We start from the raw sequence: 12,845 nt of genomic DNA on the forward strand, positions 1-12,845 counted from the left end.
TCCTCCGCGTTGCCGGGATTGGCGATGCGGCGGCGCAGATCCTCTATCCGCTCGCGATCCGCGCCGATATCATATTCGAGGGAGGCGATCGTGCTCTCGATGTCGGAGCGCGCTTCCTCCGTCCCGGCGTTCGCCAGACGCTCGCGGAACAGCTCGATCCGCCGCTCGTTCCCGGCGATGGTCTCCTCCAGGTCCGCGGCCCGTTCGGCCAGCAGACCCTTCACGTCGGAGAGGACGCCGCCGAAGTCGTTGGCGGTGGACAGCACGCGGACCTCGCCCGTCGTGCCGGTCGGCGAGGCGGTGCCGTTGACCGCGATCGTCTCGACCTCGACGGTCTTGCCCTTGAAGTAAATGTCCGCGTCGTCATCCAGCTTGACCTGGATATCGACGGTTTGGCCGACGCTGTCCGGGTTCTCCAGGACATAATCGCGGAGTTGGCTGTCGGCGGAGCCGGAGAGCATCTCCAGCAGTTCCCGCCGCTCGCTCCGCCCCTCGATCCCCTCGAAGAGACCGGCGAAGGCGCCGCGCACGAGACCCCGGTAATTGCCGGAGCGCAGCGAGTCGACGCTGCCGTCGCCTTTCGGGTCCACCTCGGCCTTCGTCAGTTCCACGCTCAGCGTCACATGGCTCTGCAGGAAGGCCGAATGGCCCTTCGAGATGATGTCGAAGAACAGGATCGCGATGAAGCACATGGCGAGCCCGATGGCGATCAGCCCGTAGGCGCGGAACCGTTTCTCGGCGGCGTAGCGTCGGGCCAGGGACTGGCGGACGCGTTCGGACGCCTTCTTGGGATCGTTGAGCGGCGCGGCGGTGGTGTCAGTCATACTGCTCTCTGTATTTCCGGACGACGCGAAGCGCGATGATGTTGAGGCCCAGGGTGGCGACGAACAGCACCAGACCGAGCGCGAAGGCGGCGAGCGTCTTCGGGCTGTCGAATTCCTGGTCGCCGGTCAGCAGCGTCACGATCTGCACCGTGACGGTGGTGACAGCCGCGAAGGGATTGGCGGTCAGGTTGGCCGATAGGCCCGCCGCCATGACGACGATCATGGTCTCGCCGATCGCGCGGCTGACCGCCAGAAGAAGGGCGCCGACGATACCCGGCAGGGCGGCCGGCAGGACCACGCGGCGGATCGTCTCCGACTTGGTGGCGCCCAGGCCGTAACTGCCCTCGCGCATCGCGTTGGGCACCGCCGTGATGACGTCGTCCGACAGCGAGGAGACGAAGGGGATGATCATGATCCCCATCACCGCGCCGGCGGCCAGCGCGCTTTCCGAGGCGACGTCGAGGCCGAGCGAATTGCCCAGTTCGCGCAGGAAGGGCGCAACCGTCAGGGCCGCGAAGAAGCCGTAGACCACGGTCGGAATGCCGGCCAGGATCTCCAGCACCGGCTTGACCACCGAGCGGAAGCGGCGCGAGGCGTATTCCGACATGTAGATGGCGGAGAACAGGCCGATCGGCGCCGCGACGCACATGGCGATGAAGGAAATAAGCAGCGTTCCCGCGAACACCGGCACCGCGCCGAAGGCCCCGGAACTGCCCACCTGATCCTCGCGGATCGCGATCTGCGGCGACCATTTCAGGCCGAAGATGAATTCCGTGAACGGCACCTGGGCGAAGAAGCGCAGCGCCTCGAACAGCAGCGACAGGACGATGCCGATCGTCACCAGGATGGCGATCGTCGAACTCAGCATCAAAAGCGCCATGATGATCCGCTCGACCCGGTTGCGCGCCCGGAACGTCGGATTGACCCGGCGATAGGCCAGCAGCAGGCCGCCCGCGCCGATCGCGAGGCTGAGCACGAACATCGCCATCAGGCTGATGTGATGGAGATTGGCGTAACGCTGCGCCGCCGCCTTGATCAGCGGCGAGGGGTCGCCGGAGGTGATGCCGCCGGATGCGAGGTTCCGGATATCGTTCATCACCAGGCCGACCTCGTTGGCGCTGAGGCCGGTCAACTCGCTCTCGATATCGGCGAGGATCAGGCTCTCGATCAGCATGCCCTCGCCGGCCATCCAGACGAGCAGCAGGGCCGCCGCGGGCAGCGCGCACCAAAGCGCGGCATAGAACCCGTAATAGCTGGGCAGGGAGTGCAGACGCGGCCCATCCGCCGCCCGGTACCGAAGAGCCCGATTCTGGCCGAGATAATACCCAGCCGCGATCAGACCCAAGAGCGCGATCACGAAGACGACGGACATGCTTTCAGCCTCTCGCATGCGGGCGGTGGATCAAATGACGAGGCCGCTCGGAAGGGGGCCGGGGCACCCCTTCCCCGAACGCCACGACGAACGCGGAAGATCAAGGAACGAACGAATTAGGCGGGGACGGTGGGCGGCCGGCCCGGACCCGGACCGACCGCCACCAACCGTCGTACGACGTGCCGACTTACGAACCGATCGGGGTCAGGTTCTTGGCCGCGTCGCGGTACTGGGTACGCTCGGCTTCCGGCATCGGGATCAGACCCTTGTCGATCAGATAACCGTCCGGGCCCCAGGCGTTCTCGGAGGTGAACTCGTTGAGATACTCCTCCATGCCGGGGATCGTGCCGACATGGGCGTTCTTGACGTAGAACCACAGCGACCGGCTGACCGGATAGTCGCCGCTGGCGATCGCGTCGAAGGTCGGCGCGGTACCGTCGATCGTGGCGCCCTGGATGTCGTCGGCGTTCTGCTCCAGGAAGGAATAGCCGAAGATGCCGAAGGCGGCCGGGTTGGCTTCCAGCTTCTGAACGATCAGGTTGTCGTTCTCGCCGGCTTCGATGAACTTGCCGTCCTCGCGCATGGTGCCGGCCAGCTCCTCGAAGCGGTCCTCGTCCTCCTCGGCGATCTTCGCCATCGCCGGGATGCTCTCGGCGCCCTCGAGCATGACCAGCTCGACGAAGGCGTCGCGCGTGCCGGAGGTCGGCGGGGGCCCGAGAACCTCGATCTCCGCGTCCGGCAGGGCCGGGTCGATCTCGGACCACTTGTTGTAGGGATTCTCGACCAGTTCGCCGGCGTCGTTCGGCACTTCCTTGGCAAGCGCCAGGAAGATCTGACCGCGCGTCAGGGAGACCGTCTCGCCGTCCTTGGAGTTGGCGAAGACGATGCCGTCATAGCCGATCTTGACCTCGGTCACCTTGTCGACGCCGTTCGCGGCGCAGTTCTCGATCTCCGAGGACTTGATGCGGCGCGAGGCGTTCGTGATGTCCGGATGCTCGACGCCGACGCCGGCGCAGAACAGCTTCAGGCCGCCGCCCGAGCCGGTCGATTCGATCACCGGCGTCTTGTAGTCGGTGGTCTTGCCGAAGGTCTCGACGACCGACGTGGCGAAGGGGAAGACCGTCGAGGAACCGACGATGCGGATCTGATCGCGCGCCTCGGCGGCGCCGGCCATCGCGACGCAGCCGAAAGCGGCGATCGCGACGGTTTTCTGGAGTGCCTTCATGCTGAATTCCATCCTGGTGGTGTTCATTCGATAAGCGTGTTCGCGTCCGTCGGCGGTGCCCGGCGCGGACCCGCGCGACCCCCTTGGGCGGTCGCGTGAAAGCCCGAAACATCCCTCGCGCCCCGTCGACGTTGGCGCCGGATGTACGCCCGCTGGGCTGCGCTTTTATGATGGAAAGGTTACGAGTGTGTGACACGGCCCTAGACCGGGCGATTCTTTCGCCGGGCGGATTGTCACATGGCGCGGGATGACGGGGGCAGGTCTATTCCGCCGCGCGGCCCGTTTGGCGGCCACCCGTTTGGGGGCCACTCGCCGGGGTGTCGGCGGCGCGGCCGCCGGCGGGCGTCGGCAGGGTGACGGTGAAGCAGCTTCCCTCCCCCTCGCGGCTGGTGATGGTCAACCGGCCGCGATGGCGGTTGACGATATGCTTCACGATGGCGAGGCCGAGGCCGGTGCCGCCCAACTCGCGCGAGCGCGCGGCGTCGACGCGATAGAACCGCTCCGTCAGGCGCGGGATATGGTCCGCCGGAATGCCGGCGCCGGTATCGATCACATCGACGGCGAGGCGCCGCTGGTCGCGCCGGCGCGCCACCACCTTCACCGCCGTGCCCTTGGCGCCGTACTTGATGGCGTTGTCGATCAGGTTGAGGAAGACCTGCACCAGCTGGTCCTCGTCGCCGCGCACGGCGGAGCCGCCCTCCTCCGGCAGGGAGACGTCGATCGTCATCCCCTTCCGTTCGGCCTTCAGCGCCAGCATGTTGGAAACGGTCTCGACGACGCCGGCGATCTCGACCGTCTCGGTCGGGCGGCTGTGCTCGTCGAGTTCGATGCGCGAGAGGCTGAGCAGGTCGTTGATCAGGCGGAACATCCGCTCCGCCTGTTCCTGCATGATGGCGAGGAAGCGCTCGCGCGCCTCGGCATCGTCCTTGGCCGGGCCGCGCAGCGTCTCGATGAAGCCGGTCAGGCTGGTCAGGGGCGTGCGCAGCTCGTGGCTGACATTGGCGACGAAATCGACCCGCATCTGCTCAGAGCGGATCAGCGCCGTCACATCCTGCAGATCGACCAGCAGGGCGGGCGGCTCCTCCCCGCGCGCGGCGCGGGACCCGCCGGGCGGCGTCTCCACCCGTTCGATCCGGGCGATATAGGTCGCCGCGACCGGGCCGGGCAGCGCCACTTCCACCTGTTGCGCCGCGCCGTCGGCCAGCGCCCGGTCGATCGCCGCCAGCAGGTCGGGATGGCGCAAGCCCTCCCCCAGATCGCGGCCGGTCAGATCCTGGTCCAGCAGGCGTTCCGCCCCCCGGTTCATGCGCACCACGCGCCGCCGCCGGTCGAGAAAGAAGATCGGGTCCGGCAGGGAGGAGACGATCCGGTCGGCCGCCGCCGCCTTGTAACGCAGCGTGTCTGCCTGGGTCTGGGTCTCCTCCGACAGCCGGTTCAGCCGGTCGAGCACCGCGCGCTCCGCATGGACGCGCCGGCGCACGGCGTAGATGCCACCCGCCAGGATGACGAGCGCCAGGACACCCGCCGGACCGGGCGTCATTTCCCCATGGATCGCGAAATAGAGGATCAACAGGCACGCCGGTACCACCGCCACCAGCAGCGATCTCAATCCGGACGCGTTCATCCTCTTCCCGCTCCAGTCTCCATTCAGGGTCTAAAGAAGCGAATCGTAGGCCGAAAGCGCGGCCGTCGCCACGATGTCGCTGACGCTGGCGCCGATCTGAACGATCTGCACCGGCTTGGACAGGCCGACCAGAAGCGGCCCCATCACCGTGCCCCCGCCCAGCTCCTGCAACAGCACCGTGCCGAGATGGGCGGAGTTGATCCCCGGCATCACCAGCACGTTCGCCGAGGCGGAAAGCCGGCAGAACGGATAGACCTGCCGCATGATATCGTGGTTGAGCGCGGTCGAGGCCGACATGTCGCCGTCATATTCGAAATCGGCGCCGTGGGTATCCAGGATCTCGACGGCGGCGCGCACACGCTCGGTCGAATCGCGGGTGGGATTGCCGAAATTCGAGGAGCAGAGCAGCGCCACCCGCGGCTCGTGCCCCAGGCGCCGGGCGTAGTTCGCCGCCTCCACCGCGATATCGGCCAGGATTTCCGGCGTCGGCAGATCATGCACCGTGGTGTCGGCGACGAAGATCGTCCGCCCCTTGGCCAGCAGGATGGTGACGCCCATCGCGCGTTCGCCCGGCTTTGGGTCGATCACCTTCGTCACATCGTCGAAGGCGACCGAGAAGGACCGCGTCGCCCCCGTCACCATCGCGTGCGCGTCGCCCAATGCCACCATGCAGGCCCCGAAGACATTGCGATCCCGATTCACCAGCCGCTGGCAATCGCGGTAGAGATGCCCCTGGCGTTGCAGCTTACGATACAGGAAGTCCGTGTACTTTTTGTTGTGATCGGACAGCCGCGCATTGTGAATCTCCAACTCGACCGACTGGTCGATGCCGAGGGTCTTCATGGTCTCGCGGACATATTCCTCGCGCCCGATCAGGATCGGCTCGCCATAGCCGGCGTTCTTGAAGGAGACGGCGGCGCGGATCACGCGCTCCTCCTCTCCCTCGGCGAAGACGACGCGGCGCGGCTGGCTGCGCACCTTCTCGAAGATGTAGTGCAGCATGGACGCCGTGGGGTCGAGGCGCGCGCGCAGCTCCGTGCGGTACCCCTCCACATCCATGATCGGCTGCGTCGCGACGCCCGATTCCATCGCCGCCATGGCGACCGCCGCCGGGACGGAGACGATGAGGCGTGGATCGAACGGCGCGGGGATAATGTATTCCGGGCCGAATTGCAGCCGTCGCCCGCCATAGGCGCGGGCGACCTCGTCCGGCACATCCTCGCGGGCGAGGGCGGCGATCGCCTCGGCGGCGGCGATCTTCATCGCCTCGTTGATGGTCGACGCCCGCACGTCGAGCGCGCCCCGGAAGATATAGGGAAAGCCCAGGACGTTGTTCACCTGGTTCGGGAAATCGGAGCGGCCGGTCGCCATGATCGCGTCCGAACGCACGGCCGACACCTCGTCCGGCGTGATTTCCGGGTCGGGATTGGCCATGGCGAAGATGATGGGGTTCTTCGCCATGCTCTCCACCATGGCGGGCGTCACCGCGCCCTTGACCGACAGGCCGAAGAACATGTCCGCGCCCGCCAGCGCCTCTTCCAGCGTGCGCGCGTCGGTGCGCGCGGCGTGGGCGGACTTCCACTGGTTCATGCCCTCCTCGCGTCCCTGATAGATGACGCCCTTGGAATCGCACATGACGACATTGTCGTGCGGCATGCCCATGGCCTTCAGCAGTTCCACGCAGGCGATGGCGGCCGCGCCCGCGCCGTTCACGACGAGGGTCGTGTCCGAAATCGTCCGACCGGAGAGATGCAGCGCGTTGATCACCCCCGCGGCCGCGATGATGGCGGTGCCGTGCTGGTCGTCGTGGAAGACGGGGATGTTCATCAATTCGCGCAGACGCTGCTCGATGATGAAGCATTCCGGCGCCTTGATATCCTCCAGATTGATGCCGCCGAAGCTGGGTCCCAGAAGGCGCACGCAGTTCACGAACTCGTCGACATCCTCGGTCTCGACCTCCAGGTCGATGCCGTCCACGTCGGCGAAACGCTTGAAGAGGACCGCCTTGCCCTCCATCACCGGCTTGGAGGCGAGCGCGCCGATATTGCCCAGCCCGAGCACCGCCGTGCCGTTCGTGATCACGGCGACCATATTGCCCTTGGCGGTATAGTCATAGGCCGCCAGCGGGTCCTTCTCGATCCGCAGGCACGGGGTGGCGACGCCCGGCGAATAGGCGAGGCTAAGATCGCGCTGCGTGGTCAGCGGCTTGGTCGCCACCACCTCCAGCTTCCCCGCGCGGCCCTGCGCGTGGAATTGCAGCGCGTCCTCCTCCGTGATCTTGCGACGTTCCTCCGCCATGGTCGTGACCGCTCCCTAACCCTTGTGCTTGGTTTCACTCGCGCGCCCGCCCGTTCGCGGCGCGGGCGATATAGTGACGGGGCTTCCGGGTGCTTACAACAGAAGTCGGAATCGCCCGATAGTTGGGGGGTAAACTCAGTCACCGCCAAAGCAAAACCCCGGGAACGATAGTCCCCGGGGCATAAGTCCCACTCCAGGCTAAAGGCGCGGTTATTTGCACTTCATCGGAGCACATTGACGTCGGCAACGCGCCCTTCCCGGAAACTCTGCCCCAGCCCCGGAGTTAGCCACAATCGAATGAGAACGTACTGCGTTGAGCATTTTCTCCTCGGCATAAGGATCGACCGTCTCTTCGCCTGTCCCATAGAGATCATAGCCAAAGCAGACTTTCCAAAGTTGTCCACTCTCGTCACCAGCATCGAGCCAGGCTAATCGATCAGCCTCGGAACGCATGCCGTAATATGGATAATGGTGGAACATCTCCCCGAACACGCGCTCACAATCACTCTTGTATTTTTCTGTATCAAGTACGTGCATATGCCAAAACTCATCGATAACTCTATTAGGAACAATATCTATTTTAAACCCAAGGCTCTTAATTGCTACCGACAAAGAAAGAAAATCTCTATATTGCCCCTCCATTATAGAGATTGCCTCAGGCAACCAACCCATGGTCTCGATCATTTTGCGCGACTGCAAGGTAAACTCCAGCGTATCCACCAACGCCCGTGCCTCTGCTAAAGAACTTCTAATTGCGGCAATCTTCCTATCAGCCATCTCTTTTTCATCCTTATCTCAACAATTGACCAAATTAGAGTTTTTCCGATTCCTAACCTTTATCAACAGAACTTTCGGCACATCTTTCATTTTAATCTCATTACGTGCACAGCTATCTCGACAAGCCACCTTGGGGGGCCATCTAAGTGAACCGCCAATTGACCCAAATTTGCGACTCCCGATTCGGTGCCGCGAACGCCGTTCGCGATGCAATTGGTTAATTTCCGTATGGAGAGGCCGTCATCACGGGGGAAAACATCGATCCCACGAGACTTTTCTCGGATCAAAATCAATGGCCTGAGAAATTTCGCATATAACCCTTTACCTTCGCAGCTCACGCATGCGCAGAATTCGGTCCGATGCCAATGGGAAACCGCTGGCGTCCCGGCGAACGTTGCCCGCCATTCCTACATGAATGGCAACGTTAGCTGGTTAGGTCGCGACCGCCAGTGAGCACAAACGTGCTCCTGGCGGCCGTTACGTGTACGCTCGTAAGCGCGCACGTGGACCGTTTTCGGCCCAGCCATAGCCCTCACCTCCTTCCGGTTCATACGATGGGAAGAGCCCATCGCTCCTGACGCCTTGGCGCGTCAGCTGCGCGCGCCTTGGGAACCGAAAGAGGGACGCCAGCGATTTCAACAATTATGTAGCCAGATTCATGCTTGGCAGGAAACATGAAAAGCCCGAGAAAAATATCGTGTCTTTTGATAAAATTTGAATTTCCAAGGAAAATTAATATCTTATATCTAGTTATGTAAATTTTCCTTCTGCATTTTTAAAATATTCTTCTTCATTCACTCAATGAAACAAAGAACGTTCTAAACTACTAAGCAACCCTCTAACACATTAGCAGAAAACCTCTTCATGGCTGTCCAGCTTGACACCTTAAGATAAAGAGTCGCCTGCTTGAGTCACTTAAAGCCATTCAAGGTTCGTCTCTTACACATTAAGCTAAAGCTCATTGCCAACTCTCTTGAAGGCTACCGCCGGGGCGGAATCCGGACCAGGGGTTCGCCGCCCGCGTTCAGCCATTGCTCGACATGGGTTTCGGCGTCGTCGATCGCGGCCTCGGAGACGACGCGCCCGCGCGCGGAGATGCCGGCTTCATGCACCGTTTCCGGATCGCCCGATACCAGCGGATGCCACCAGGCGAGCCCGCGCCCCTCCGCCACCCGGCGATAGCCGCAGCTTCGCGGCAGCCAATAGATCTCCGGCAGCGTCTCCGGCGTCAATCGCACGCAATCCGGCACATGGCGCTTGCGGTTGGGATAGTCGGCGCAGCGGCAGGATTGGCAATCCAGCAACCGGCAGGCGATGTCGGTGAAGGCGACCTCGCCGGTATCGACATCCTCCAGCTTATGCAGGCAGCACAGCCCGCAGCCGTCGCACAGGCTCTCCCACTCGGCGCGGGTCATCGCGTCGAGGCGCTTGGTCTCCCAGAAGGGCTTGTCGCGGGACGGATCGTCGGTCATGGGCGGCAAACTGAGCCTACCGGGGGCGCGCTTCAAGCCCGATCGACGATATGCAGGAACGAGCCCGCGACCGTCCCGCGCGCCAACCCCGCCGTTCCCAGGTCCGCCCCGCCCGCGTCCCACAGATGGAACAGCGGATCGCCCGGCCCCTCGTGCAGCGTGGTGGCGTAATGGAATTCATGGCCCGAAAGCCGCGCGCCCGCCGCCGCCGGCGCGCAGGGCGACAGCGCCGCCGCCCGCCGATAGCCCAGATGCAGCCGCCGCTCGGCGAAGCTGGTGACGAGCGGCAGCAGCCCCGCCATCGCGTGTCCCCGGCCGTCTCCGTCCACGATCCGCTCCCCCAGCACCATATAGCCGCCGCATTCCCCGAAGATCGCGGCCCCCCGCCCCGCCGCCGCGCGCAGCCCGTCGAGGAAGGCGGCATTGCCCGCGATCCGCGCGCCGTGCAGCTCCGGATAGCCGCCGGGCAGATAGACCGCGTCCGCGCCCGCGTCCGGCCCCTGCCCGTCGAGCGGGCTGAAGGGCAGGATTTCCGCGCCCACCGCCCTCCATTCCGCCAGCAGGTGCGGATAGACGAAGGCGAAGGCCGCGTCGCGGGCGACCGCGATGCGGCGGCCGGGCGGCGCCCCCCACGCCGCGTCCATGGAGGCGGGGGAAGACGGGGCGAGGTGCGCGGGCCGCGCGGCGTCGACCAGCCGGTCGAGATCGACCCCCGCCTCCACCGCGTCGGCCGCGCGCTCCAGGAAGGTATCGAGATCGGCCGTCTCCGAGGCCTGGACCAGCCCCAGATGGCGCGCCGGCAAGGCCAGCCCCTCATTCCGCATGAGCGCACCCAGGATGGGGGGGGAATCGGCAGGGACGCCCGGCGCCGCGCCGCGCGCGCCGGCCCCTTCGATCAGGGCGCGATGGCGGGCACTGCCCACCCGGTTCAGCACCACGCCGGCGAAGGAGATATCCGCGCGATACCTCGCGAAGCCGTCGATCACGGCCATGGCGCTCGCCCCCTGGCCGGTGACGTCGAGGGTCAGCAGCACGGGCCAGCCCGCGCGCGCGGCCAGATCGGCGGTCGAGCCCGTGCCGTCCGCCGCCCCGTCGAACAGGCCCATCACCCCCTCCACCAACACGATATCGCTCGGTGTTCCGTCACGTCCGCCACCAAGTTCGGCCGCCAGCCGATCCAGCGTCGCGGGCCGCATCGCCCAGGGGTCGAGATTGACGGACGCCCGTCCGCAGGCGGCGGCGTGGAAGGCGGGATCGATATAGTCCGGACCGACCTTCGCGGGGGCGACACGCAGGCCCCGGCGCGTCAACGCGCGCATCAGGCCCAGCGTCAGGACGGTCTTGCCGCTGCCGCTTTTCGGTGCCGCGACGATCAGGCCCGGCGCTGTCGGCCGAGGGTGTGCCGGATGGGGGTGTGCCGGATGGGGGGCGGGCGGGTCGGGCGCGGTCACATCGCCTCGTCGCGCGCCTTGTGGCCCAGCGGATCGGGGACCAGCCGCCGCCCGTCGCGCGCCGCACCCAACCAGTCGAGGGCGGGACGCAGCCCGACCACCGGACCGATGGCGATGACCGCCGGCGGACTGACCCGCGCGGCGGCGGCCCCGGCCTCGCCCAGCGTGGTCTCGATCACCGATTGATCGCCCGTCGCCGCGTTGGAGACGAAGGCCACCGGCTCCGCCGGGTCGCGGCCGCCCGCGATCAGCTTATCGGCGATGCGCGCCATGTGCTTGACCGCCATGTAGAGCACGATCACCGGCGCCCCGCGCGCCAAGGCCGCCCAGTCGAGATTGTCCGGCACCTCGCCCGTCACCGAATGGCCGGTGATGAAGGTGACGGCGGAATTCGTATCGCGATGGGTCGCCGGAATCCCGGCATAGGCCAGCCCCCCGATCCCCGCCGTGATGCCGGGGACGACGCGGAAGGGGACGGCATGCTCGACCAGCGTCAGCGCCTCCTCCCCGCCGCGTCCGAAGACGAAGGGGTCCCCGCCCTTGAGCCGCAGCACGCGCCGCCCCTCGCGCGCCAATTCGACGAGACGCAGCGAGATCGCGCGTTGCCGTGGGCTCGGCTTGCCGCCGCGCTTACCGGCATAGATCAGATCGGCTTCCGGCCGGGCCAGTTCCAGGATGCGCTCATCCACCAGCGCGTCATAGACGACGACATCGGCCTCTCCCAGCGCATGGGCGGCATTCAGCGTCAGCAACCCCGGATCGCCGGGACCCGCGCCGACCAGCCAAACCCATCCGGGCTCGAACACGGGCGGCGCGAAACTTTTCGGAAAGGCGGACCGGATGCTCATAATGGGGCCGAGCCTATCGAAGCCCACCCGCCGCGCCTAGCCCGAAAGCGACCGGCGGGCGCGCGGACACGCCGTCGGGGACGGGAGGTTCGGCCGAAGGTCCGCTCACTCGGAATAACGTTCCTCGCGCCAGGGGTCGCCCTCGTTGTGATAGCCGCGCACCTCCCAGAAACCGGGCTTGTCCTCGGCCGCGAAGGTGATGCGCTTCACCCATTTCGGGCTCTTCCAGAAATACTGGCGCGGCACGACGACGCGCAGCGGGCCGCCATGCTCGCGCGTCAGCGGCTCGCCCTCCCAATGGGTGGCCAGCATCGCGTCCTCCGTCTCGAAGAGCGAGCGGGCGAGGTTGGTCGTATAGCCGTCATGCGCCTCGAACAGGACGAAGCGGGCCTCGTCCTTCGGGCGAACCAGCTTCAGGATGCTTTCCACCGCGACCCCGTCGAAACGATTGTCGAAGCGCGACCAGGCGGTGACGCAGTGGATATCCAGCACCCGGCTGACGGCCGGCAGATCCTGAAGTCCCCGCCAATCCAGGGTCACGGGGTTCTCGACCAGCCCGTCGACGGTAAGGCGCATTTCATCCCGGCCCACCTCCGGCTGGATACCGAGGTCGAGGACCGGCCATTGCCCGACCTCCCGCTGGCCGGGCGGCAGGCGGTCGGTCGCGGGATCGCCATGCGTGCCGGTAAGCAGGCGCCCCTGCTCGGCCCATTTCTCCTTGGAACGGACCAGCTTCTCCTTGATCTCGCCGTTCTCGGCCATCGTGATGATCCTCCGATATCCCTGCACTCCTACGCAGAGGCTACCATTTAGCCCGCGCGGCGCTTTTTCAAGCCGACTCCGGTGATCTACACTGGGCCCCGTCGCTTTCGATAGGGTGGCGCGCGCCGCCATGCTAGACTGATCCCGTTCCGTCGCGCGACGGAACGCATCCGACGCCGGAGAACGAGCCGA

9 protein-coding genes and 1 pseudogene are annotated in these 12,845 nt (G+C 65.6%); all 10 read right to left on the reverse strand.

Features of this window, described 5'->3' with window-relative positions; genetic code table 11:
* Positions 1-344: 344 nt before the first annotated feature.
* Positions 345-824 (reverse strand): annotated as a pseudogene (locus tag KAJ83_RS19765) (DUF3333 domain-containing protein); the annotation flags it as partial.
* The gene (gene pstC, locus KAJ83_RS13330; protein WP_210682581.1) at positions 817-2,196 is read right to left on the reverse strand and encodes a phosphate ABC transporter permease subunit PstC; all 1,380 of its coding nucleotides are present in this window, start codon (positions 2,194-2,196) and stop codon (positions 817-819) included. The pseudogene KAJ83_RS19765 and the gene pstC, both read right to left, overlap by 8 nt.
* A 187-nt stretch (positions 2,197-2,383) precedes the next feature.
* Entirely contained in the window at positions 2,384-3,421 is a 1,038-nt protein-coding gene (locus KAJ83_RS13335; RefSeq protein ID WP_210682582.1) for a substrate-binding domain-containing protein, read from the reverse strand.
* Positions 3,422-3,683: 262 nt separating this feature from the next.
* Positions 3,684-5,030 (reverse strand): ATP-binding protein, encoded by a 1,347-nt coding sequence (locus KAJ83_RS13340; protein ID WP_210682583.1) that lies wholly within the window; start codon positions 5,028-5,030, stop codon positions 3,684-3,686.
* Positions 5,031-5,075: 45 nt separating this feature from the next.
* On the reverse strand, positions 5,076-7,343 hold the full coding sequence (locus tag KAJ83_RS13345; protein WP_210682584.1) for an NADP-dependent malic enzyme: 2,268 nt from the start codon (positions 7,341-7,343) through the stop codon (positions 5,076-5,078).
* A gap of 210 nt (positions 7,344-7,553) precedes the next feature.
* Positions 7,554-8,120, reverse strand: a complete 567-nt coding sequence (locus KAJ83_RS13350; protein ID WP_210682585.1) for a glycine-rich domain-containing protein — start codon at positions 8,118-8,120, stop codon at positions 7,554-7,556.
* Between the two features lie 980 nt (positions 8,121-9,100).
* On the reverse strand, positions 9,101-9,592 hold the full coding sequence (locus KAJ83_RS13355; RefSeq protein WP_210682586.1) for a YcgN family cysteine cluster protein: 492 nt from the start codon (positions 9,590-9,592) through the stop codon (positions 9,101-9,103).
* 32 nt (positions 9,593-9,624) lie between these two features.
* Positions 9,625-11,043: a cobyrinic acid a,c-diamide synthase CobB gene (locus KAJ83_RS13360; protein ID WP_210682587.1), complete on the reverse strand. Its 1,419-nt coding sequence runs from the start codon at positions 11,041-11,043 to the stop codon at positions 9,625-9,627.
* Positions 11,040-11,891, reverse strand: a complete 852-nt coding sequence (cobA, locus tag KAJ83_RS13365) for a uroporphyrinogen-III C-methyltransferase (RefSeq protein WP_210682588.1) — start codon at positions 11,889-11,891, stop codon at positions 11,040-11,042. The genes KAJ83_RS13360 and cobA overlap by 4 nt, the downstream gene beginning before the upstream one ends.
* A gap of 105 nt (positions 11,892-11,996) precedes the next feature.
* Complete coding sequence (locus KAJ83_RS13370) at positions 11,997-12,653, reverse strand: sulfite oxidase-like oxidoreductase (RefSeq protein ID WP_210682589.1); 657 nt, start codon at positions 12,651-12,653, stop codon at positions 11,997-11,999.
* Positions 12,654-12,845 lie beyond the last annotated feature (192 nt).

Origin of the sequence: Marivibrio halodurans (assembly GCF_017963645.1) — a bacterium.
Classification (GTDB): Bacteria; Pseudomonadota; Alphaproteobacteria; order UBA8366; family Aestuariispiraceae; genus Marivibrio; species Marivibrio halodurans.